15 protein-coding genes and 1 tRNA gene are annotated in these 22,520 nt (G+C 63.7%); 4 read left to right on the top strand and 12 right to left on the bottom strand.

Annotated elements, in window-relative coordinates; genetic code table 11:
* Positions 1-170 precede the first annotated feature (170 nt).
* The 6 genes from ACYVM5_RS08405 to ACYVM5_RS08380 all read right to left on the bottom strand — a co-directional run bounded on the left by ACYVM5_RS08405 (position 171) and on the right by ACYVM5_RS08380 (position 8,234).
* Complete coding sequence (locus tag ACYVM5_RS08405) at positions 171-1,934, bottom strand: T9SS type A sorting domain-containing protein (RefSeq protein ID WP_460617682.1); 1,764 nt, start codon at positions 1,932-1,934, stop codon at positions 171-173.
* A gap of 142 nt (positions 1,935-2,076) precedes the next feature.
* Positions 2,077-4,173: a M13 family metallopeptidase gene (locus ACYVM5_RS08400; protein WP_460617681.1), complete on the bottom strand. Its 2,097-nt coding sequence runs from the start codon at positions 4,171-4,173 to the stop codon at positions 2,077-2,079.
* A 176-nt stretch (positions 4,174-4,349) separates the two neighbouring features.
* Positions 4,350-5,948 (bottom strand): M56 family metallopeptidase, encoded by a 1,599-nt coding sequence (locus tag ACYVM5_RS08395; RefSeq protein WP_460617680.1) that lies wholly within the window; start codon positions 5,946-5,948, stop codon positions 4,350-4,352.
* Positions 5,949-5,950: 2 nt separating this feature from the next.
* Complete coding sequence (locus tag ACYVM5_RS08390; RefSeq protein ID WP_460617679.1) at positions 5,951-6,331, bottom strand: BlaI/MecI/CopY family transcriptional regulator; 381 nt, start codon at positions 6,329-6,331, stop codon at positions 5,951-5,953.
* Positions 6,332-6,485: 154 nt separating this feature from the next.
* Entirely contained in the window at positions 6,486-6,914 is a 429-nt protein-coding gene (locus ACYVM5_RS08385) for a hypothetical protein (protein ID WP_460617678.1), read from the bottom strand.
* Between the two features lie 63 nt (positions 6,915-6,977).
* Complete coding sequence (locus tag ACYVM5_RS08380; RefSeq protein ID WP_460617677.1) at positions 6,978-8,234, bottom strand: TCR/Tet family MFS transporter; 1,257 nt, start codon at positions 8,232-8,234, stop codon at positions 6,978-6,980.
* 120 nt (positions 8,235-8,354) lie between these two features.
* On the opposite strand from ACYVM5_RS08380, the gene ACYVM5_RS08375 reads away from it, so the two are divergent.
* Both ACYVM5_RS08375 and ACYVM5_RS08370 read left to right on the top strand, forming a co-directional pair.
* Positions 8,355-9,455, top strand: a complete 1,101-nt coding sequence (locus tag ACYVM5_RS08375) for an acyltransferase family protein (RefSeq protein ID WP_460617676.1) — start codon at positions 8,355-8,357, stop codon at positions 9,453-9,455.
* A 148-nt stretch (positions 9,456-9,603) separates the two neighbouring features.
* Positions 9,604-9,676 (top strand) — tRNA-Met (locus ACYVM5_RS08370).
* A gap of 128 nt (positions 9,677-9,804) precedes the next feature.
* On the opposite strand, the gene ACYVM5_RS08365 is transcribed toward ACYVM5_RS08370, so the two are convergent.
* The 5 genes from ACYVM5_RS08365 to ACYVM5_RS08345 all read right to left on the bottom strand — a co-directional run bounded on the left by ACYVM5_RS08365 (position 9,805) and on the right by ACYVM5_RS08345 (position 18,008).
* Positions 9,805-11,004, bottom strand: a complete 1,200-nt coding sequence (locus ACYVM5_RS08365) for a PAS domain-containing sensor histidine kinase (RefSeq protein WP_460617675.1) — start codon at positions 11,002-11,004, stop codon at positions 9,805-9,807.
* Entirely contained in the window at positions 11,001-11,813 is an 813-nt protein-coding gene (locus ACYVM5_RS08360; protein ID WP_460617674.1) for an alpha/beta fold hydrolase, read from the bottom strand. Before ACYVM5_RS08360 ends, ACYVM5_RS08365 begins: the two co-directional genes overlap by 4 nt.
* Before the next feature lie 147 nt (positions 11,814-11,960).
* Positions 11,961-14,492 (bottom strand): excinuclease ABC subunit UvrA, encoded by a 2,532-nt coding sequence (gene uvrA, locus ACYVM5_RS08355; RefSeq protein WP_460617673.1) that lies wholly within the window; start codon positions 14,490-14,492, stop codon positions 11,961-11,963.
* Positions 14,493-14,684: 192 nt separating this feature from the next.
* Positions 14,685-16,211, bottom strand: coding sequence for an NCS1 family nucleobase:cation symporter-1 (locus tag ACYVM5_RS08350; protein ID WP_460617672.1), 1,527 nt, complete (start codon positions 16,209-16,211; stop codon positions 14,685-14,687).
* A gap of 207 nt (positions 16,212-16,418) precedes the next feature.
* The gene (locus ACYVM5_RS08345) at positions 16,419-18,008 is read right to left on the bottom strand and encodes a glycerol-3-phosphate dehydrogenase/oxidase (RefSeq protein WP_460617671.1); all 1,590 of its coding nucleotides are present in this window, start codon (positions 18,006-18,008) and stop codon (positions 16,419-16,421) included.
* Positions 18,009-18,225: 217 nt separating this feature from the next.
* On the opposite strand from ACYVM5_RS08345, the gene ACYVM5_RS08340 reads away from it, so the two are divergent.
* The gene (locus ACYVM5_RS08340; RefSeq protein WP_460617670.1) at positions 18,226-20,790 is read left to right on the top strand and encodes a M1 family aminopeptidase; all 2,565 of its coding nucleotides are present in this window, start codon (positions 18,226-18,228) and stop codon (positions 20,788-20,790) included.
* A gap of 30 nt (positions 20,791-20,820) precedes the next feature.
* Positions 20,821-21,879: a 2Fe-2S iron-sulfur cluster-binding protein gene (locus ACYVM5_RS08335; protein ID WP_460617669.1), complete on the top strand. Its 1,059-nt coding sequence runs from the start codon at positions 20,821-20,823 to the stop codon at positions 21,877-21,879.
* A 70-nt stretch (positions 21,880-21,949) separates the two neighbouring features.
* On the opposite strand, the gene ACYVM5_RS08330 is transcribed toward ACYVM5_RS08335, so the two are convergent.
* A complete protein-coding gene (locus ACYVM5_RS08330) occupies positions 21,950-22,459 on the bottom strand; it encodes a GNAT family N-acetyltransferase (protein WP_460617668.1) in 510 nt (169 codons plus the stop codon).
* Between the last annotated feature and the right edge of the window lie 61 nt (positions 22,460-22,520).

Here is a 22,520-nt window from a genome sequence, read left to right as displayed (position 1 = left end):
CGACAATACGTAGCACATCGGGTAAAGTTGGGCCGCAAAAAAGCCCCAATGCCAGGCACCGGGGCTTTTCAATAACAAGAGCTGTAATAAGGCTAATAGCTGCCAAATCAGGAAGCAAAGTTCCGACGATTTAAGTGAGATTCAAGCCCGATGCGCAGCAAATGCCCGGTTTATTCCACCACTAGGCGCTGGGTGCCGGCGGTGCTGCCGGCCAGCACCTGCACGGCATAGAGGCCGGGGGCCAGGCCGGTCAGGTCGAGCGGGTGGCGCAGGCCGGCGGCGGGCAGGGGCAGGGTTTGGGTGCGTAGGGTACGGCCCAGGGCATCGCGCAGCACTACGGTGGCCGTGGCGGTGCCGGGCAGGGCGGGCAGGGTGAGGGCGGCGGCGGTGCGGGCGGGGTTAGGGGCCAGGGTGAAGCTTAAGGGGCTTTGAGGAGCCGTGGTGGCCGTGAGGGTGGGGTCGGTGAGGGAGGCGAGGAAGGCGCGCGGCAAATTGGCCGGACCATTGATAAGGATGTTGCCGAACGTGGCCGGGGAGGCGAGGTTGCCGGCCACGTAGAGCCGGTTGCCGGCCAGGGCAATGGCGTTGCCATCGTCAGTGTATTCACCGCCAGCCAGGGTGGCCCAGGCAAAAGGGGCGCTGGTGCCCGCATCGGTCAGCTTGGTTACAAACACGTCATTGGAGCCCGTCGGGTTGGCATTGGTGAGGAGGGTGCTGCCAAAATCGGCGGTTGGCCCGCCAAAGCTGCCCACCACGTACAGGCTGGTGCCGGCGGCCACAATCCCCTTCGGCGTATCGGCCAGCGTGCTGCCCGCCCGTTGGGCCCAGTTGAACAGGCCGCTACTGCCGGTATCGGTGAGCTTGGTTACGAACACATCGGAAAGCCCGGCCGAGGTGAGGCTGGTGGTGCCAAAAGTGGCCGTGGGCGTTGCGCTGGCCGTAGCCGAATAGCCAAAGTTGCCGGTCAGGTAGAGGGCCGGGCCCACCGCCGTCAGCGCATACGCGTCGTCGTAGCCAATGCCCCCCGCCCGTTGGGCCCAGTCGAAATGGCTGCCTGAGCCGCCGTCCGTCAGCCTGGTCACGAACACATCGTCGCTGAATGGTTGCGATGCGTTGGCATTGGTTAAGGTAATGGCCCCGAAGCTGGCCGTGGGGCTGCGAAACTCGCCCGCTACGTACAGGCTGGTGCCCACCATGGCCACGGCCGTGGCCACATCGGTATCCGCCCCACCGGCCCGCTGGGCCCATTCGAAGTCCGAGCTGTTTCCTCTATCCACGAGCTTGGCCACGAAGGCATCATAAGTCCCCGATGCGCCCATATTGAGCAGCGTAATCCCTCCAAACCCGGCCGCCGGGCTAGCAAAGCCACCGGTGATGTACACGTTGGGCGGCGCCACGCTCAAAGCCACCACGGCGTCGCTGCTCACCCCGCCCGCCCGCTGAGCCCACACAAAAGCCCCGGCATCGGTGAGCTTGGTCACAAACAGGTCGTCGGTGTTGGCTAGGCCGGCGTTTTGCAGGCTGATGCTTCCAAAGCCCGCAGTGGTGCTCCGGAACTGGCCCGTGAGGTACAGGCTGGTTCCGCTCAGGGCCAGGGCCTGGGGGTAATCATCGCCGGCCCCGCCCGCCCGTTGGGCCCACACAAAGTCATGGGTGATGGGGCTCCATTTGGCGACAAAAATATCCGTGCCCCCGGTGCTCATCAAATCAATGCTGCCAAAGCTGGTCGTGCCCGAAAAGCTACCGGTTATGAAGACATTGCCGCTGGCATCCGTCGCCATGGCCTGGGTCTTGGAACCGGTATTGAATGTCTGATTGACGGCCATGGCCGCCTGCCACGCCGGGGCCTGGGCCCGCGCCGCCGGCCCGGCCAGCCACAGGAGTATCAAGAGTGCCGCCGGAAGGCCGCGCAGCCAAGAGGAAAGGTGTTTCATGAAAAGGAAAGAACGGCCGCCCATTGGTAGAAGGCCGGGGTAAAGATAGCCGCACAAAGAAGCCCCGATGCGCCGACACCGGGGCTTCTTTTTAGATGATAATCAGGCGGCGTGGCGGCGCGGACTTGCAGAGTCCACGCTACTACCAAATCACTGCCCTATCGGCCGAGCTACGGGTCATCTTGCTGCCCTCGGGGCAGCCGAAAGCCTGCTGAAACTGCGGCATGTTCATGATGGGCCCGATGGTGCGGTACTGGCCGGGCGAGTGCGGGTCGGTGGCAATTTGCTGGCGCAGGGCCTCGGGGCGGATGTTGGTGCGGCGCAGCTGGGCCCAGCTCAGGAAGTAGCGCTGCTCGGGCGTGAAGCCGTCGTAGTTGGGGCGCGGGCCATTGCCGTATCGCTGCTGCAATTGCTTCTCCAGGGCCCCGTACACCACGGTGAGGCCGGCGAAATCGGCCAGGTTTTCGCCCATTGTGAGCTGGCCGTTCACGTGCACCGAATCCAGGGGCGAGAAGGCGCTGTACTGCTTGCCCACCACGGCGGCGCGCTTCGTAAACTCGGCCGCGTCGGCCGGCGTCCACCAGTCGCGCAGGTTGCCTTCCGAGTCGTACTGCCGGCCCTGGTCGTCGAAGCCGTGGGTCATTTCGTGGCCCATCACCCCGCCAATGGCCCCGTAGTTGATGGCGTCATCGGCCTTGGGGTCGAAGAACGGGGGCTGGAGGTAGCCGGCCGGAAACACGATTTCGTTCATCGGCGGGTTGTAGTAGGCGTTGATGGTGGGCGGCGTCATGCCCCACTCGTTGCGGTCGATGGGCTGGCCGAAGTGGGCCGCCTCGCGCCGGCTCTCCCACAGGCGGGCCGCCAGCAGGTTCTTCAGGTACGAATCGCGGGAGATGGGCAGGGCCGAATAGTCCTTCCACACGTCGGGGTAGCCGATTTTCACGCGCAGCGCGTTCAGCTTTTTCAGCGCTTCGGTCTTGGTGGGCGCGCTCATCCAGGTATTGGTCTTGATATGCTCGGCCATGCTGGCCTTGATGTTGGCCACCATTTCCAGGGCCCGCGCCTTGGCCTCGGGGCTGAACGCCTGGTCCACGTACAGCTGCCCAAAGGCCTCGCCCAGGTAGGCATCCGTAGCGGCCTGAATGCGTTTCCAGCGCGGGGCCTGCTGCTTGGCCCCACTCAGTGCTTGGCTGTATTTAAACGATGCCTCGGCATAGGGCGTGGGCAGCGCACTCGCCACCGAGCGCACCAGGTGCCAGCGCAGGTAGGTTTTGAGGTCGGGCAGGCTTTCGGTTTTCAGCACCGCGTTCACCTCATCAAAGAAAGCCGGCTGGCCGATGATGATTTCCTGGGCCTTGCCGAGCTGCATGCCCGCCAGCAGTGCCTTGGGGTCGAGCACGGGGTAGCGCTGCTGGGCGGCGGCCACGGTCAGCTTGTTGTAGTTGGCCTGTGGGTCGCGCAGCTCCGCTGGCGTGCGCGAGGCTTTCGCCAGGCGCGTTTCGATGCGCTCCACGATGGCCGCGTCGAGCTTGGCCACCGTAGGGGCCGCGCCCAGCAGCTCAAATACCTGCTGCATGTAGGCGCGGTAGGCGGCCTTCACCTTCTCGGTGCGGGCATCGGTTTTGAAGTAGAAGTCGCGGTTGGGCAGCGTGAGGCCACCCTGGTTCATCTGCACGGCGTACTTCGTGGTTTCCTTCTCGTCCACATCCACCCCGGCCCGGAAAAACGGCCCGGCCCCCAGCTCCTGCAGGCGCACAATTTCGGCACGCAGCCCGGCCGCGTCGCGCACGGCGGCCACGCGGTCCAGTTCCGGTTTCAGCGGCGCGAGGCCGGCCCGGTCGATGGCCACCGTGTCCATGGCGCTGGCGTAGAAGTCGCCCACTTTCTGGGCGTTCGAGCCCGGTGCCGCGCTGCGGTTGGCCGCCGCGTCTTCCAGAATCTTGCGCAGCAAATCCTGGGTGCGGTTGCCCAGCAGGTTGCGCGGGCCCCAGCTGCTGGCGTAGCTCGGCACGGGGTTATTCCGCAGCCAGTTGCCGCCCGAAAACTGAAAGAAGTCGTCGCAGGGGTCAACGGTGCGGTCAATGTCGGCCATGTCGAGGCCCACGCCTTTGGGGGCCGGGGTTGCTGCTGCGACCGGTGTAGTGGGAGCCGTGGTCACGGCAGCGGGCTTGGTGCTGGTGCAGCCGGCCAGGGCCAGCAGGGCCGTGGCCAGGCCGAGATAAGTAGGGTTTTGTTTCATGGGTGGGCGAGCAAGGTTTTCAAACGCAAAGTAGCGCCAAAGACCTAGGCCGCTGCCCAATGATTGCACGGGCAAATGGAGTTTCACCCACAAAACAGAACGGTCATGCTGAGCGCAGCCGAAGCATGACCGTTCTGTTTATGCAGTTTAATACAGTGCTATTAAGCCAATCAGCCCTACCGCGCCGAAGTAACCTCCGAGATAAACCCGCCCCGCTCATCAAACAGCAGGCTCACCGGCCGGCGGCCCACGGCCAATTCAGCCTTGTAGGTCGACGGATTACCAGCGGCGGCCGGCACCTCCGTCATGGCCAGCAGGCGCGCATCGGGGTAATTTTTGGTGATGTAAGCCAACGCGGGCGCAGCCAGGTAGGGGACAGGCTGGGCCGCCTGCGCTGGGGCCGCCGTAGGCACTACGCCTACCGGTTTGCCGGTGGTGGCGGTCCCTACGGGCTGACCTTTCGCGTCAAAATATTGCTGCTTGGTTTGGCCGCCGTCTTCAAACTCGGCCCGGTAGCGCGGCGCGGCAGGGTCGGTTTTGCGGCCGGGGCCAATGAAATGCACCTTGGCATTGGGATAGGTCTTGAGCAAATATTCCTGGGCGGCGGCGATGGCAGCCTTTTGCTCAGGCGTGGCCGGCACCAGCGGAGCCACTTTATCTATTTTTTTATTCAGCGCCAGCACCGCGTCCGAGTTCTGGTTCGCAGTAGTGACGATGATGGCCACTGACCCGCTAGCCGTCCCAAACACCTGCCGGGCCTGCTTTTCATCCAACACGTTCATGAATGCAATGCTTTTGGGGTCGAGAGCATCCACCGTCGCCTTATCGCTCAGCTTGCCATCGAGGTAGTACACGGCCGGGCCGGGCGCGGCCAAGGTTGAGGGCGCCGCAGCAGCGGGCGACAGCGCCGCGCCCACGCCCAGGGCCAGGCCCAACGCCAGTGGCAGGGCCAGCAGGTAGCGCCCGGTCTGGGCCAATGCAGAAGCAGGGGAGTTCATCATGATAACACGGTTTTTGAGGGTTGGAAATGTGAAAGAGGTAACAAGGGAAGGTGCCACCACCGCGTGGCTGAGGCGCAGCAGGCTGTATTGGTAGGCCCGGCGGTCGACGAGGCCGGTTTCGAGCACGGCCTCGTCGGCCAGGTATTCGAGGTTGTCGAGCAGGGCGCGGCGCAGCAGCCACGCCGCCGGGTTGCACCAGGCTGCCGCCAGGGCCAGGTGGGCCAGCAGCACGTCCAGGGTGTGCCACTGGCGCACGTGCACCTGCTCGTGGCGCAGCACGGCGGCCAGTTCGGGCGCGGGGTGCTGCGCCGGGTTCAGGTAAATGGTTTGCCAGAAGGAAAACGGGCTAATTGACTCATCCAAAACCCGCACCGGCAGGCCCTGCACTACTGCCGGCCGCGCCCGCCGCCGCAGCCGCACCAGTGCCAGCAGTTGCACCAGCAGCCGGGCCAGCAGCGCGGCCACGCCCGCTGCGTACAAGGCCACTCCCACGGCGGCCCAATCTACCGCTGGGGCCACGGGCACCGCCGGGGCGGTACCAGGGGTGGCCCCCGTAGCTTCGACCATCGCAAAGACTACGGTGGGAGTGGCCTCGGCCGGCAGCAGCGCCGGCAGCGGCAGAGCCGGATAGATGGCTGCAAACAGCAGCGCAAACACCAGATAAGCCCGGTTCAGCGTGAAAAACGTGAGCCGGCGCAGCAGCCCGAAATACGCCGCCGCAAACAGCAGCAGCGCCACATTAGCCTTCAGCAGATAGAGGAGAATCGGCAGCATGGCTAGTCCTCCTTCTTGCTTTCGATGAGCTTGATAATCTCCTGCAAATCGGCGGCGCTTACCTTGTTTTCCTGCGCGAAAAACGACACCAGGTCCTTGTAGGAGTTCTGGAAATGCTGTTTTACCAGCGTGCCCAGCGAGCGGCGCTGGTAGTCGTCGGCCGTCACCAGCGGCACGAAGCGGTAGGAGTTGCCCAGCTTTTCACTGCGCACGTAGCCCTTGCGCTCCAGGTTGCGCAGGGTGCTGGCCAGCGTGGTGTAGGGCGGCGGCGGGGCGGGCAGGCCGTCGAGCACGTCCTTGACAAAGCCGCCGGCGGGCAGCGGCCAGAGTACGCGCAGGGCGTCCTCTTCGGGTTGGGTAAGGCGTTCGAGCGAGGTGGACATAAGGAGTAATACGATTGTGTCGTAAATCTACGAAAGTTTCGTAATTATGGTGTCGCCTGGTGTGAAATAATTTTGCTCAAAAACAAAAAAGGCCGTTTCCGATGAAGAAACAGCCTTTTAAGAAAGTAAAAAAACGGCAGCGGCCACCCAAGTCTCAGTGCACCTTGTCGGTTTGCTGGATTTGCAGCCACCGGATGGCTGCGCCCTCATCGCCAAAAAACGAGATGGCGAAGGGCTTGTCGTCATACGCCTCGGCCGAAACGTAGCCGGGTTGCTGCACAATGGATTCGTGCAAGGCCGGCCCTACCAGGTAGGCAATGAATAACCGCCCGCCCAGCCGCCGGGCCATGCGCGGAAAGAAATCGTTGAGCAGCCACTGGGTGGTGTACGGGTCGTTGAGGGTGCGGCGGCGAATATCCTGGAGCCAGAACCGGCAGTTTTCCTCCAACGCCACCGCCTCCACGTGCTGGTACACCGCCGGGAGCTCCTGCGGCGCGGGCTGGTACGCCCAACGGCCCATGAGGATGTCCAAATCGGGCCGGTGGGCTAGCTGAAGCAAAGACTGCGGGGTTTCAGACGTCATACGCAAAGAAATTGAGCGGCAAAGTAAAGGCCGGGCAGCCGTTGCCGCCGGGCTGCTGCGCCGCTAGTGCGCCGGCACCGCCTCGGCCGGAGCCGTGCTGAGAGCCACGGGCGGGTGCTTGCGCAGCGAGCGCACGGCCAGCGCCACGCTGCCCAGCGCCAACACCGCCCCCAGAATGAAAGGCGCGCCGGGAAAGTATATCGGGGCACCTTTGTGCGTGAACTCCCCGAACAAGTAGCTCATCATCAATGGGCCCAATACGCCCGTCACGCTGATGAGGCTGGTGAGTGCGCCCTGCAATTCGCCCTGCTCGGTGGCCGGCACCTGGCCCGAAATGGTGCTTTGCAGCGCCGGCCCCGAGATGCCGCCCAGGCAGTAGGGGGCCAGGAAGGCCAGCATCAGCCAGCCGTTGGGCGCGAAGGCAAACAGCACGAAGCCCACCGTGTAGCACAGCAGCCCGATGACGATGGCACGGGCCGCGCCCAGCTTCGGAATGGCCACCCGCACCAGTCCGCCCTGCACCAGCCCCGTGAATAAGCCAATGACGGCCAGCGAAATGCCCACCAATTTCTCGGTCCAGCCAAACTTGAGCATGGTGTAAAAAGTCCAGACCGACTGTGTGGCCGAGCCTGCCAGATACAGCAGCACCAGCGCCGCCACCAGCCCCGACACGGCCGGGTACTTGCCCAGGCGCAACAGCGAGGCCACGGGGTTGGCCCGACGCCACTCAAATGGCCGGCGTTTGTCGGGCGCCAGCGACTCGGGCAGCACAAAATAGCCGTAGAGCACGTTGCATAGGCTCAGTCCGGCCGCCACCATAAATGGCACGCGAGGGCCAAAATGGGCCAGCAGTCCGCCCATTGCCGGGCCCACAATAAAGCCAATGCCAAAGGCCGCACCCACCAGCCCAAAGTTCTGAGCCCGTTTTTCGGGCGTGCTGATGTCGGCAATGTAGGCCGTGGCCGTGGTGAAGCTGGCGCCCGCCATCCCCGCAATTATGCGGCCCACAAACAGCCAAGCCAGCGTGGGGGCGAAACTTACAAACACGTAGTCGAGCCCCAGGCCCAGCAACGAAGTGAGCAGTACCGGCCGCCGCCCCAGCTTGTCGCTGAGGCCGCCCATCACCGGCGCAAAGCAAAACTGCGCGCTGGCGTAGGCAAACGTGAGCCAGCCCGAATAGATGGCGGCCCGGCTCAGGCCCTCGCCCGTGAGTTGCTCAATAAGCTTGGGCACCACCGGAATGATGATGCCCAGCCCGATAACATCAATCAGGATGGTGACGAAAATGAAGCCAAGAGCAGGGGAGCGTTTCTCAGACATAAGCAAGCGGGCGAATAAGCCGCCGGGCGGCCGGGTGGGAGGGCAAAGGTCCGCACAAAGCCGATTACCCGATAGGGGCAGGCTCGCCGCCGCGTAATTTCGCGGGCCTTTTATTCGAGAATGTCTACTGCACCGCCGTCCACGCCCCTTGCTTTTCGCCCCGAGCTCAACGGCCTGCGCGCCGTGGCCGTGGGCGTAGTGGTGCTGCAGCACTGGGTGCACCCGCCGTTTCCGTTTGGCGAAATGGGCCGGGCGCTGTTTTTCGTGCTCAGCGGTTACCTCGTATCGGGCATCATCTGGAAGTACGGGGCCTACGTGGGCGCACCCGGCGGCTGGGGCCCGCAGCTGCGCACGTTTTTCATTCGGCGGGTGCTGCGCATCATTCCGCCCTACTACCTGGCCCTGGCCGGCTGCTACCTGCTGCCCCTCGAAACCGTGCAGCAGCACCTGGGCTGGTTTCTGCTGCCGGGCGCCAACCTGCTGTTCTACAAGCTGCGCGGCTGGGGCGACGGCTGCGGCCACTACTGGACCCAAGCCGTGGATGAGCAGTTCTACCTGCTCTGGCCGCTGGTGCTGGGGCTGGTGGGCCGGCGGGTATGGCCGCTGCTGGCCCTGGCAGCCGTGGCCTGGGCGTTCCGGCTGTTCTGGCTGGCGCAAGTGGGCTCGGGCATGATGCACCTGCTGCTGCCCTCCAGCCTCGACCTGTTTGCACTGGGCACGCTGCTGCGGCTGGGCCAACGCCAGGCTTGGCTGGCGCGGTGGCGCAGCGGCTGGCTGGTACTGCTGGCTTGGGGCGCCTGGGCGGTGGGCGTGCGGGTGTTCGATGGCGGCCCGTGGGCACTGGCCTGGCACGGCAGCTTCGGAACGTGCATTGCCGGAGCGGCCTTCCTTACCATCAACTGGCTGCTGGGCAGCCCAGACGCGGTCCGTCGGTTCGGCCTGCTGCAGCCCGTGGCGCAGTGGATGGGCCGGCGCAGCTATGGCTTCTACCTCTACCACCTACCCCTGTTCGTGTTCTGGCAGCGGCTGGTGTATCATTTCGTGCCCGATGTGGCGGGCCGGGCCTTCTGGATGGGGCCGCTGCCCACGCTATTGGTGCTGGGCCCGGTGCTGGCCGCAATGGCCGCCGCCTCCTGGCATTTCGTGGAAGAACCGCTCGACCGTTTCAAAAACCGCTTTCAGTACCAAAAGCCGGCCATAGCAGCTGCTGAAATAGCCTAGTCGGCAAAGTGCCGATAACCTGTGCGTTATGTTCTGCAATGCCGGCGCGCCGCTGCTGATGGTAGAAAAAATATGCGTTAAAAGGGCCAGATGATTACGCGGGGCTTGTTTTACAAGAAAGTTTTCCTACCTTTGCAGAACCAAACAGTGCGGGGTGGAGCAGTTGGTAGCTCGTTGGGCTCATAACCCAAAGGTCACTGGTTCGAGTCCAGTCCCCGCTACCTAAAAGGCCGTTTTCCTAGTGAAAACGGCCTTTTCTTTTTTGGTACACTTCAAAGCGAAAGCACATACGCTGTGCAATCTGGTTACTTTGCCTTCTTGAGGCCGCAGGCATACCCAACAGATGCACCTAGCGGGGCCAGTGTATCTGGAACACTGCGCCTTGGTTTACAATGCTTTGCGCCTCGATACGCCCCCCGGCCTGATGCACCAACCGTTTCACGAGATATAATCCTAGTCCAGTACCGGGTACTTCGGGGTGGAAGCGGCGGAATAGCTGAAACAGCTCCTGGCCGTGGCGGGCCATATCGATGCCGCGGCCATTGTCGGTGACGGTGAGCACGGGGGCGCCATTGACCAGCGCAGAAGAGACCTGCACGCGTAGGGGCCGGCCGGGAGCGGCGTAGCGCACCGCGTTGCTCAGCAGGTTGTAGAGAATGCTGCGCACGCTCGGGCCTGACATGTGCACCGTGGGGGCTGGCTGCACATCAATCTGGAACGCTTGTTCGAGGCCGGCGTGCTGGGCTTGCAGGCTGCGCACCACTTCGTTGAGTAAGGGCGCGAGCTCAACCGAATCTGTGGGGACCGGCAGGGCTTGCCGCTCCAGCTGCACCACTTTGGCGAGCCCTTCAATGGTGGCCAGTACTTGCTGCAGGGCTTGCTCAAACAGCGCGACGACTTCGGCCGCTTCGGGGTCGTGGAAGGTGGCGGTGCGCTGAAGCTCGGCAAAAAGGCCCGTCATGTTGTTGAGCGGCTCTTTGAGGTCGTGCGAGGCGGTGTACACGAAATTGTCGAGGTCCTGGTTGGTGCGGGTTAGCTGTTCGTTTTTGGCCCGCAATTCTTCGTTGGCTTTGGCTAGTTGCTGCCGTTGCTCATCGGCGAGGTTTTTGGCCCGCAGCAGCTCCAGTTCGTATCGCCGGCGGTCGGTGATATCGAACAGGGCAACGCGCATGACCAAGGGGGCGCCGTTGGTGTCGCGGTCTAGGGTGGCGTTCAGGAGCACGGGCTGGGTGCTGCCGTCTTTGCGGCGTAGCAAATAGCTCATTTCGCGCACCTGGCCCTGCAGCAGCAACAGCGGCGTACAATGCATTTCAAAGTGCAGGCGCCCGCCCACGGTGAGCAACTGTTGTAGTCCTTGTCGGGCCACCAGCTCGGTACGTTCGTAGCCCAACCACCCCAGCAGCGTTTGGTTGATTTTTACGAGTGTGCCGTCGGGCAGGCAGGAGCAATAGCCGCAGGGCGCGTGCTCGTACAGCTCGTCGGCACTTTCCTGCGTGAGGCGCAGGTCCAGTTCCGGTAGTTCCTCGTTTTCATCGGCGCTGGTGTTCATGGCAATAGCGCGGGCACCGAGTCCAGATACTCTTTGATGGCGGCAATGGTAGCCTGCGGGGCGCTCAGGTGCGGGCAGTGGCCGAAAGTATCCAGCACGACCAGGGTGCTGTCTGGTAGTTGGGAATGCAGGTAGGTACCCACGGGCAGGGGCGCAATTACATCGTGCGCACTTTGCAGAATGAGGCTGGGCGTGTGCACACGAGGCAAATCGGCCCGATTGTCGCCCAGGAAAGTGACGCGGGCAAAGTGCCGGGCAATAGTAGGGTCGGTGCGGCAGAAGCTGTTGGTGAGCTCGGCCGCCAGTTCGGGCACGGTGGGGTTGTCCATTATCAGCGGGCCCATAGTACCCGACCAGCCCAGGTAATTGGTGTCCATGGCCTCAAGCAACTCTTCGATATCTGCCGGCTCGAAGCCCCCCGTGTAGCTGCCTTCGTTGATGTAGCAGGGCGAGGGGCCCACCAGCACCAGCCGGGCGAAGCGCTGCGGCTCGCGAATGGCGGCCAGCACCCCAATCATGGCGCTAACCGAGTGGCCCACAAACACAACGTCGTACAAATTCAACTCGTGCAGCACGGCAAGCACGTCGCTGGCGTGGGCGTCGAGCGAGTTGTACTTGATGGGGTCATAAGCCGTTAGGTCCGACTGTCCGGCGCCCACCAGGTCGAGCAGCACCACCTGGTAATGCGCTTCAAACGCGGGCGCTACCAGCCGCCACATGTGCTGGTCGCAGCCAAACCCGTGCACAAACACCATGGCCTGTTCTCCGCTCCCGGAAAGGGTAACGTTGTTGCGTTCAAGGACATTCATAGCGGACAATCCAACAGGTTAACTAAACTGCAGCAGGGGCATGTGCAGGCACGAGCCAATATCGTAGTGTTAAAAGTACGCCTTCCCATGAACAGTCGGTGGTGGTTTAGGGCGTTGAGTGGTGCGGCCAGACCGGTACAAGCCGGGCTACGACGCCTCCTGCAGATAGCGCACCAGGTACGGCGCGGTGCGGCTGCCTTTGGCCTGCGCAACTTCGGCCGGTGGGCCGGCGGCTACCACCTGGCCACCGTCTTCGCCCGCGCCGGGGCCGATGTCGATAACCCAGTCGGAACCAGCCACTACGCGCATGTCGTGCTCCACCACGATAACCGTGTTGCCGGCAGCCACCAGGCCTTCGAGCTGCATCATCAGTTTTTCAATATCCGACGGGTGCAGGCCGGTAGTGGGCTCGTCGAGCACGTAGAGCGTATTGCCGCGGCCGATGCGCTGCAGCTCGGTGGCGAGCTTAATGCGCTGGGCCTCGCCGCCACTGAGCTCGGTGGCGGGCTGGCCGAGGCGCAGGTAGCCCAGGCCCACTTCGCGCAGCACCGTGAGGGCGCGGAAGATGGCGGGCTCGTCGGCGAAAAATTCCCAGGCGTCGTCCACGGTCAGGCCCAGCACTTCGGCGATGTTGCGGCCACGGTACTGCACTTCGAGGGTTTTGGCGTTGTAGCGGGCGCCGTGGCACACCGGGCAGGGCGCGTACACGCTGGGCAGGAAAAGCAATTCCACCATCACAAAGCCTTCGCCGGAGCAGTTTTCGCAGCGGCCTTTGGCCACGTTGAAGGAGAAGCGGCCGGCATCGTAGCGGCGCTTGCGGGCCTCGGGCGTGGCGGCGAAGAGCTTGCGCACGTGGTCGAATAGGCCGGTGTAGGTGGCCATGTTGGAGCGCGGCGTGCGGCCGATGGGCTTCTGGTCGACGCGCACCAGGCGCTTGATTTTGTCCAAGCCGGCCGTGATGTGGCCGCCGAGCGTAGCTGGTGCGGGCGCGGCCAGCGGGTCGGTTTCCTCTTCTTCGGCCTCGATGGCCTGGCCCAGGCATTCGGCCACCAATTCGACCAAAACCTGGCTCACAAGGCTGGATTTGCCCGAGCCCGACACGCCGGTAACCGTGGTGAATACGCCCAGTGGAAACTCTACGGCCAGGTTTTCGAGGTTATTGCGCGTCACGCCGGCCAGTTTCAGCCAGCCGGTGGGCGTGCGGGGCGGCGTTTCGGGCAGAGCGGGCGCATCGAAAAGAAACTGGCGCGTCTGCGATTCCAGCACGAGGCGCAAGCCCTCGGGCGGGCCGCTGTAGAGGATTTCGCCGCCCTTTTCGCCAGCGGCCGGGCCCACGTCCACCAACCAGTCGGCTTGGCGAATCACGTCCAAATCGTGCTCTACTACGAATAAGGAATTGCCGGCGCTTTTCAGGCCCGCCAGGGCATCGAGCAGCGCCTCGGTATCGGCCGGGTGCAGGCCGGCACTGGGCTCATCCAGCACATACACCACGCCGAACAGGTTGGAATAGAGTTGCGTAGCCAGCCGTAGCCGTTGCAGTTCGCCGGGTGAGAGCGTGGGCGTGCCGCGCTCCAGCGACAAATACCCCAGCCCCAAATCGAGCAGCACGGTGAGGCGGGCCGCCAAATCCTCGGCAATGCGCCGGGCCACGATGGCCTGCTCCGGATGTTCCTGGTCGTGCTTCTGCTTCCCCGCTTTGCCTTCGGCGAAGGGTTGCAGCAGCGTCGCCAGCCGCTTTAGGGGCAGGCGCGACATTTCGGCAATGTCCAGCCCGGCAAACTTCACGCTCAGTGACTCCACGCGCAGGCGCTTGCCGTGGCAGGTGGGGCAGTCGGAACCCAGCATGTACTGGGCCACGCGCTTCTTCATCAGCGCGCTTTGGGTGGTGGCGAAGGTGTGCAGCACGTACTTCTTCACGCCCGTGAAGGTGCCCATGTAGTTCGGTGGCTCGCGGCGCTTGATGGCGCGCTGCGTCTGCTCGGGCGAGTAGCCGGGGTACACGGGTAGCACCGGCTGCTCCTCGGTGAAGAGAATCCAGTCTCGGTCTTTCTGCGGCAAATCCTGCCAGGGCGTGTCCACGTCGAAGCCCATGCTCACCAGAATGTCGCGCTGGTTCTGGCCGCCCCAGGCCTGCGGCCAGGCCGCAATGGCCCGCTCCCGGATGGTGAGCGTGGGGTCGGGCACCATGCTTTGCTCGGTCACTTCGTACACGCGGCCCAAGCCGTGGCAGGTGGGGCAGGCACCCTCGGCGGTGTTGGGCGAAAATGCTTCGGCGTAGATGATGCCCTGCCCGGCCGGGTAGTCGCCGGCCCGCGAGTACAGCATCCGCAGCAGGTTGGAAAGCGTGGTGACCGAGCCCACCGACGAGCGGGTGCTCGGCGCGCCGCGCTGCTGTTGCAGCGCCACCGCCGGCGGCAGCCCATCAATGGCCGTCACCTCCGGCACCGCCATCTGGTGAAACAGTCGGCGCGCGTAGGGCGACACCGATTCCAGGTAACGCCGCTGGGCCTCGGCGTAGAGCGTGCCAAACGCCAGGCTACTTTTGCCCGAGCCCGACACGCCGGTGAACACCACCAGCGCATCGCGCGGAATGTCCACGTCGATGTTTTTAAGGTTGTGCTCGCGGGCGCCACGCACGCGCACGAAGCCGGAATTGGAGGTAGAAGCGGATTTGTTCATTTTCAGAAGCGGATTGTACCAGTCGTCATACGGGGATTCGGACGGCGGTAGTACAAAGTCCACCATCAGCTTTAGTGGATGCTGAACCGTGTTTCTATTCTGCTGCTGGAACAGAGTAGTTTGCCAGTGTAGTAGCTATAGCAAGCCGGCTCCTCAACGCTGCATTGTTGCTTCCCTACGAAAATGCAGAAATTACTGAGCCAGCGAAGGCATAGTAGTCGCTGATGCTACCGAAGACGCCGCCGCTGGCTGAGTGGCCGTTTGCCCACGCATCAGCAGCAAATAAACCAGCCCCGACACCGCAAAACCCACAAACCAGGCATAGTTATACACCGCCACCAGCGCCGGCCACACCGTGCCTTTGTCGAGCACGCCGATGGCCGTGAGGAAGCCCGGCACGTTGGGCAATACGCCGATAATGAGGGCGATGATGGCGGCCGGGTTGAAGCCACCCCGGTAGGCGTAGCGGCCGTGGAACTGGTACAAATCGGGCACATTGAGCTGCTGGCGGCGAATGAGGTAGTAGTCCACAATCATGATGCCGCCGATGGGGCCCAACAGCCCCGAGTAGCCCACCAGCCAGGTGAAAATGTAGCCCGACGGGTCGGCAATCAGCTTCCAGGGAAATATCAGCACGCCGAGCACGCCCGTGATATAGCCGCCGGTCTTAAAGCTGATGCGCTCGGGCGCGAAGTTGGCGAAGTCGTTGGCCGGGCTCACGATGTTGGCCGCGATGTTGGTGGCCAGCGTGCTCAGCGCCACGGCAATCATGGCGAAGCTCACCAGCAGCTTGCTGTCGAAGCGGCCGGCTAGCACCACCGGGTCCCAGATGGTTTTGCCGTAGATGATGAACGTGGCCGACGTCACGACCACGCCCACGAACGAGAAAAGGGTCATCGACGCAGGCAGCGCCAGCGCCTGCCCCAGCTGCTGCGCCCGCTGGCTCACGGCATAGCGCGTGAAGTCCGGAATATTGAGCGACAACGTGGCCCAGAAGCCCACCATGCCCGTGAGCGAAGGAAAGAAAAAGGCCCAGAATGCCGCGCTGGACGTGAATTTGCTGGGCTGCGCCAGAATCGGCCCCAGCCCGTGCCCGGCCGATATGGCCCACCACAGCAGCGCCAGCGCCGCCAGCGGCAGGAAAAATGCCTTGAAGACCAATAGCTTGCGAATGCTCTCGACCCCGAGGTACACCACGTACATATTCAACGCCCAAAACAGCAGAAACACCAACGCCGGTCCCGTTGCCAGCGCCCAGCTGGCCGGGAAAATGGCCGGCAGCGTGCCCAGCGAAGGCACCCACAGCACAGCCATCTGATACAGCGCGTAGCCGCCAATCCAGGTTTGAATGCCAAACCAGCCGCAGGCGATGATGGCCCGCAGCAGCGCCGGCACGTTGGCCCCGCGCACCCCGAAGCTGGCGCGGGCCAGCACCGGAAACGGGATGCCGTAGCGCGCCCCGGCCCGGCCATTGAGCAGCATGGGGGCCAGCACAATGGTATTGCCGAGGAAAATGGTGAGCAGCGCCTGCCACCAGTTCATGCCGCCCTCAATGAGCGAGCTGGCCAGCATATAAGTCGGGATGCACAGGCTCATGCTAATCCAGAGCGCGGCGTAGTGGCCCGTGCCCCAGGTGCGCTCGGCAAAAGGCACCGGAGCCAAATCGAGGCTGGTAAGCCCGGGGGCGGGCGTGGTGGAAGTTTCCGTAGAAGTGCTCATGCGATTATCCGTAAAAAGGCCGGGCTAATGTAGGAAAAACACACTGGTTTAACTCGCTGAGTCCATTCTGATTCGCCAAGGGGCGGGATGAGCTGATACGGTGTAAAGACGCGACCCTTCGCGTCTCGTCGTTGAACAATTCCAATTGGCACAGTTCCGGAGATGCGAAGGGTCGCGTCTCTACATTACATTGACCGTTCTAATAATTCAAACAGCCGCTAACCGGTAGCCTCGCGCTAGCTCAGCAAACAAGGCCACCTGCCGGGCCTGCCAAGCGGCATCGTGGCCCAACTCCCGGGCCAGCAGAGCGGCCACGGTGGGGGCAGCGCGTAGAGCCGCCGCCGCGTCCAGAAACAGCAGGCGCACGCGCCGGGCCAGCACGTCCTCCACGGTGCGGGCCAACTCGTGGCGGGCGGCCCACACCACTTCGGCGTGCAGAAAATCAAATTGCGCATCCAGCTTCGCACCCAGCGCCGGATTGTCAGCGATGAGCTGCAACAGAGCCGGCTGGTCGCTGCCGTAAGCGGCTAAATGCGCCGGGGAGGCGGTTTTTTCGGTCAGTGCGCCGGCGCCGTGAATGGCCAGATGCTCCGTTTGGCTGGCGGCGGCCGGCAACCGGCCCAGCTTTATGGCCTGGTCGAGGGTATCCTGGCCCATGCGGCGGTAGGTGGTCCACTTGCCGCCGGTGATGGTGATGAGGCCGCTGGCCGAAGCCACGATTTTGTGACGGCGCGAAATCTCCTTCGTTTGGTTTGAGCCCGCCATGGCCGCCGCCAGCGGCCGCAGTCCCACGAAGACGCTGAGCACGTCGGCGCGGGTGGGGGCGCGGGTGAGGTACTGGGCGGCAGTACGCAGCAGGAAGTCGATTTCGGTTTCCTGGGCGCGAGGCTCCAGGCTGGCGGTGGGCACGGGCGTATCGGTGGTGCCCAGCACGAGGCGGCCCAGCCACGGCACGGCAAATAATACCCGGCCGTCGTCGGTGTGCGGAATCATCAGGGCCGCCGCGCCGGGCAGAAACGACTGGTCCAGTACCAGATGCACGCCCTGGCTGGGCTGCACCAGCGGCGCGGCTTGCGGCTCGTCAAGCTGCCGGATTTTATCCACGAAAATGCCGGTGGCATTCACCACGGTTTTGGCCCGGAGCTCGTATTCGCGGCCGGTTTCCTGGTCGGTGGCGCGCACGCCGGCCACGCGGCCGCTGGTATCTTTCAACAGGCCGCGCACCGGGAAATAGTTGAGCGCCGTGCCGCCGCCTTCGATACAGGTCTGGGCCAGGTTCACGGCCAGGCGGGCGTCATCAAACTGGCCGTCGTGGTAGAGCACGCCGCCCCGCAGGCCGGCCGGGCGCAGGCCAGGCAGCTGGCGCAGGGTTTCGGCCCGGCTGAGGTGGGTGGAGGCGCCCAGACTGAGGCGGCCGGCCAGTAGGTCGTACAGCTTCAGGCCGAAGGTGTAGAACGGGCCGCCCCACCAGGTGTAATTAGGGATTATAAACGCCTGATTGTGGCACAGGTGCGGGGCGTTGCGCAGCAGCAGGCCGCGCTCGTGCAGGGCCTCGCGCACCAGGCCGATGTCGCCCTGCGCGAGGTAGCGCACGCCGCCGTGCACCAGCTTGGTGCTGCGGCTGCTGGTGCCCTTGGCAAAATCGGCCTGCTCCAGCAGCAGCGTTTGGTAGCCCCGGCTGAGGCCATCCAGCGCCACGCCCAGCCCCGTGGCACCCCCGCCGATGACAATGAGGTCCCAGGCTGGGGTGGCGGCCAGCTGATGAAGCAGGGCGTTGCGATGGAATGGGGCAGGCATTACTGGCGGATTATACAGGGGTAATGTCAGAGAAGCTCACCGGTGAATACTGCGCACGGCGGCAGGGCGGTACTCACAACGCGGCGGTTACTTTTGAAGCTCTCAGCACTGGCCTATTCCAATGACATTTCGCTTTCGTAAATATGGCAGAGCCGGGGCGGTTCTGCTGGCCTTGTGTGCCGCTGCCTGCCATCGGGCGCCCGTTTTCGATACCCCCGTGACGACCACCCTCCGGCCCACGCCGTCCGTCGAGCCCGCCCCGCCCATCACGTCTGGAGTGTCTGAGGTGCTGGCCCAGGCGCGCCGGGCCACCAGCAGCAGCGTAGCGTACAATCTCAGCTTCACCATCCCGGCGCAAAAAGATGAGCCGATTGAAGTTGTTGAGCAGGTTTCGTTTAATTTGAAGGACAACCGCCATCCGGTGCAGCTCGACTTCAAAGCGCCCACCGAGTACCTGCACCGTCTCACCCTCAACGGCCAACAGCTGGCCATCGACCATCACGACGAGCACCTCGTGCTGCCCGCCGCCGGGCTGAAACTGGGCCACAACGTCGTGAAAATTGACCTGCGGGCCGGTGAGCTTTCGCTCAACCGCAACCAGAATTTCCTCTACACGCTGCTGGTGCCCGACCGCGCCCGTACCGTGCTGCCCGTGTTCGACCAGCCCGATTTGAAGGCCACCTTTACGCTGGCCCTCACGGTGCCAAGGCAGTGGCAGGCCGTGGCCAATGCACCGCTGGTCGACTCAACTGAGGCCTCGCTCGATGGTAGAATGCCAGGATTTAAAACCTATAATTTCGCCACTTCCGATAGCATCAGCACTTACCTGTTTTCCTTCGCCGCCGGGAAATTCTCGCGCCTCAACCGCACGCTGAACGGCCGGCCCATGAGCTTCCTGCACCGCGAAACCGACCCCGCCAAGCTGCGCCTCAGCCTCGACCCAATCTTCCAGCTGCACGCCGATGCGCTGGCGTTTATGGAGCAGTACACCGGCCTGCCTTATCCGTTTCAGAAGTTTGATTTCGTGGCAATTCCCGATTTCCAGTACGGCGGGATGGAGCACGTAGGAGCCATTGACTACAAGGCTTCGACGCTGTTTCTGGACGAGGGCGCGACCCAGGACCAAGTCCTGGCGCGCTCCAACCTCGTGTCGCACGAAACGGCACACATGTGGTTCGGTGATTTGGTGACCATGCAGTGGTTCAACGATGTGTGGATGAAGGAGGTATTTGCCAATTTCATGGCCGATAAAATCACGCAGGTCGCCGTCAAAAACTCGAACTACGACCTCAAATTCGTCCTCGACCACTACCCCGCCGCCTACGGCATCGACCGCACGGCCGGGGCCAATCCCATCCGCCAGCCGCTGGCCAACTTGCAGGACGCGGGCTCGCTCTACGGCAACATCATCTACCACAAAGCGCCCATCATGATGCGCCAGCTGGAGCGCCTGATGGGCCCCGAAGCCTTCCGCGACGGCCTGCGCGAGTACCTCAAAACCTATGCCCACGGCAACGCCACCTGGCCCGACCTCATCAACATCCTCGACGCCCGCACCCCCGCCGACCTTCAGGCCTGGAACCAGGTGTGGGTGAACCAGCCCGGCCGCCCCGTCTTCACCTACCGCTACGGAGGGTACCACGACCGGAAATATTCGCTCTGGGTTACACAACATGCCGAGGACGGGTCTGACCGCCTGTGGCCCCAGGAATTTGCCGTGCTGGTGGAGTCGGCCGATGGAAGGCAAGAGCAGATAACCGTGAAAATGGAGGGCGCAGAAGAGGTGGTACGGCTACCTTTTCTCCCTGCGCGCATCGTTTTCAATTCCACTGGTTTAGGGTACGGTGTGTTTCCGGTGGCCAAAAGATTGACTGGTGGGGTAACCACGCTGGCCAGCCCCGTGGCCCGCGCCGCCAGCTACGTCAACCTGTACGAGAATATGCTCATCGGGCCGGAAATCACGCCGCTGAAACTGCTCACGGCCTACCGCCAGGCTCTTATCCTGGAACCCGAGGAACTGAACCTGAAGCTGCTCACGGGGCAGGCCAGCGCCATCTTCTGGCAGTTTCTCACGCCCGCCCAGCGGCTGGCCGTGGGGCCGGGGCTGGAGAAAGACCTGTGGGCGGCCTTGCAGAAAAACCCTTCGCCCAACTCCCAGAAGCAGCTTTTCAAAACCTACCAGTCCATCGCCCTCACCAAGCCGGCCCAAACTCGCCTCTATCAAATCTGGCAAACCCAAAAAGCCCCCGCCAAGGTCAAGCTGACGGAAGACGACTACACTGCCCTGGCCCTGGCGCTGGCCGTGCGCGACTACGCAGCCCCCGCGCCCATTCTGCCCGCCCAGCTCGCCCGCATCACCAACGCCGAACGCCGCCAGCGCCTCCAGTTTCTCATGCCCGCGCTGTCGCCGGACGGGGCTACCCGCGATGCCTTCTTTGCCAGCCTGAAAGACAAAGCCGGCCGCGCCAAAGAAGCCTGGGTCACGGCCGCGCTGGGCTACCTGCACCACCCGCTGCGCCAGGCCACGTCGGAGAAATACCTGCCCGCCAGCCTCGATTTATTGCAGGAAATCCAGCTCACCGGCGATATTTTCTTTCCGTACTCCTGGCTGCAGGCCACGCTTGGCAGCTACCAGACGGCCACGGCCGCCGCCACCGTGCGCAGCTTCCTGGCCGCCCACCCCGACTACAACCCGCAGCTGCGCGCCAAACTCCTGCAGGCGAGTGACGACCTGTTTCGGGCCGAAAAACTGGTGCAATCGGTCCCCAATAAGCCGTTCTAAATCCGCTGTCTTTCTACTTCGTGCGAAGCCATGTCGAACGCCTATCAGCAGCTCACGATTGTCGAAATCCGGCAGCACGGCCCCACGGCCCGCACGCTGGTACTGCAGCCGCTGCCCGGCGAAACCCTCCCGTACCAGCCCGGCCAATACCTGACGCTGGTGCGCGAGGTGTACGGGGCCGAAGTCCGGCGCTCGTACTCGTTCAGCTCGGCTCCGGTGCTGGATGCGTGGCCTGCCATCACCATCCGCCGCGTCGATAACGGCCTGTTTTCCCGCTGGCTGGTCGATGAGGTGCGGGTGGGCGATGTGCTGCGCACCAGCGGCGTGGGGGGCTTTTTCACCTTGCCGCCCGATGTAAGCGCCTACCAGCAGCTCGTGCTGGTGGCGGCCGGCAGCGGCATCACACCCCTGTTTTCGCTGCTGAAAGCGGTGCTGGCGGAGCACCCGCACCTGGCTGTGCTGCTGCTCTACAGCAACCGCACGGCCGCCGATGCCCTGTTTCTGGACGAACTGCGGGCGCTGGCCCAGGCCTTCCCGACGCGGTTGCAGCTGGAACTGTTTTTCAGCAACGACCCCATCCTCTACCGCGCCCACCTGCACAAGGAGCTGCTCCAGGCCCTCGTGACGCAGCTCGTGCCCGGCTTCCCGGCGCGTACGCTGGCCTACCTCTGCGGGCCCATCAATTTTATGCGCATGGCCACCTACGGCCTGCACGAAGCCGGCCTGCCGCTCAGCCTCATGCGGCGCGAGCTATTTTTTACCAGCGCCGTGGCCCCCGCCCACACCGTGCCGCCCGATACCGCCCCGCACGAGGTGACGCTGCTGCTACGCGGCCAGCAGCACCGGCTGTGGGTGCAATTTCCCGTCACCATTCTGCAAGAGGCCCGGCGGCACGGCCTGCGCCTGCCCTACAGTTGCGAGGTGGGGCAGTGCGGCAATTGCGCCGTGCGCTGCACCCAGGGCCGCGTCTGGATGAGCAACAACGAAGTCCTCACCGACCGCGAGCTGGCCCGCGGGCTGGTGCTCACCTGCACGGGCTACCCCGTGGGCGGCGACGTGCAGCTCGATTTCGACCAAAAAGCAGGGTAGAGACGCATACTTGCGTTTCATCGTCTGCGCATTAACGAGTCGTTCAACGACGAGACGCAAGTATGCGTCTCTACAGCGCCTTTTCCAGTACGAGCAGCACCAGCGGCTGCTTCGGAATGCCAAAGCGCGGGTCCGTGGGGAAGGGCTCGGTGGCCCCGGTGAGGTGGTAGCCGCGCCGCTCGTAGTAGGCAATCAGCTCGGTGCGGACGGAAATAACCGTCATTTTGCTGGTGGTACAGCCATGCTGGCGGCCGTAGTCCTCGGCCGCGTTCAGCAGGAACTTGCCCACGCCCTGGGCCTGGCCGGTGGGATTCACGGCCAGCATGGAGAGGTAGAGCAAGTTGCCTTTGGCCTGCGCGTGAAAGCTGCCCAGCAACTCCCCGCTTTCGTTCTGGCAGAGCAGAATGGCCGCGCCGGGCCGGGCCAGCATCTCCCGCATTCCTTCTTCGTCGATGCGCTGGCCGTCGAGCAGGTCGGCTTCGGTGGTCCAGCCCTGGCGAGCGGTGTCGCCCCGGTAGGCGGCATTCACAAACTGGGTAAGGCGGGGAGCGTCGGCAGGCGTAGCGGTGGCAAGAATCATGGGGCAAAATTAATGGCCGCCTGTCATCCTGAGCGCAGCGAAGGACCTTATCACCGAAGAA

Source organism: Hymenobacter ruber (assembly GCF_054783255.1).
This window is presented reverse-complemented; position numbering and strand designations above follow the sequence as displayed.

Excerpts from the sequence above, each read along its gene's own strand:
- ACYVM5_RS08405 (WP_460617682.1), bottom strand. The coding sequence starts at position 1,934 with ATGAAACACCTTTCCTCTTGGCTGCGCGGCCTTCCGGCGGCACTCTTG.
- ACYVM5_RS08400 (WP_460617681.1), bottom strand. The coding sequence starts at position 4,173 with ATGAAACAAAACCCTACTTATCTCGGCCTGGCCACGGCCCTGCTGGCC.
- ACYVM5_RS08395 (WP_460617680.1), bottom strand. The coding sequence starts at position 5,948 with ATGCTGCCGATTCTCCTCTATCTGCTGAAGGCTAATGTGGCGCTGCTG.
- ACYVM5_RS08390 (WP_460617679.1), bottom strand. The coding sequence starts at position 6,331 with ATGTCCACCTCGCTCGAACGCCTTACCCAACCCGAAGAGGACGCCCTG.
- ACYVM5_RS08385 (WP_460617678.1), bottom strand. The coding sequence starts at position 6,914 with ATGACGTCTGAAACCCCGCAGTCTTTGCTTCAGCTAGCCCACCGGCCC.
- ACYVM5_RS08380 (WP_460617677.1), bottom strand. The coding sequence starts at position 8,234 with ATGTCTGAGAAACGCTCCCCTGCTCTTGGCTTCATTTTCGTCACCATC.
- ACYVM5_RS08375 (WP_460617676.1), top strand. The coding sequence starts at position 8,355 with ATGTCTACTGCACCGCCGTCCACGCCCCTTGCTTTTCGCCCCGAGCTC.
- ACYVM5_RS08365 (WP_460617675.1), bottom strand. The coding sequence starts at position 11,004 with ATGAACACCAGCGCCGATGAAAACGAGGAACTACCGGAACTGGACCTG.
- ACYVM5_RS08360 (WP_460617674.1), bottom strand. The coding sequence starts at position 11,813 with ATGAATGTCCTTGAACGCAACAACGTTACCCTTTCCGGGAGCGGAGAA.
- uvrA (WP_460617673.1), bottom strand. The coding sequence starts at position 14,492 with ATGAACAAATCCGCTTCTACCTCCAATTCCGGCTTCGTGCGCGTGCGT.
- ACYVM5_RS08350 (WP_460617672.1), bottom strand. The coding sequence starts at position 16,211 with ATGAGCACTTCTACGGAAACTTCCACCACGCCCGCCCCCGGGCTTACC.
- ACYVM5_RS08345 (WP_460617671.1), bottom strand. The coding sequence starts at position 18,008 with ATGCCTGCCCCATTCCATCGCAACGCCCTGCTTCATCAGCTGGCCGCC.
- ACYVM5_RS08335 (WP_460617669.1), top strand. The coding sequence starts at position 20,821 with ATGTCGAACGCCTATCAGCAGCTCACGATTGTCGAAATCCGGCAGCAC.
- ACYVM5_RS08330 (WP_460617668.1), bottom strand. The coding sequence starts at position 22,459 with ATGATTCTTGCCACCGCTACGCCTGCCGACGCTCCCCGCCTTACCCAG.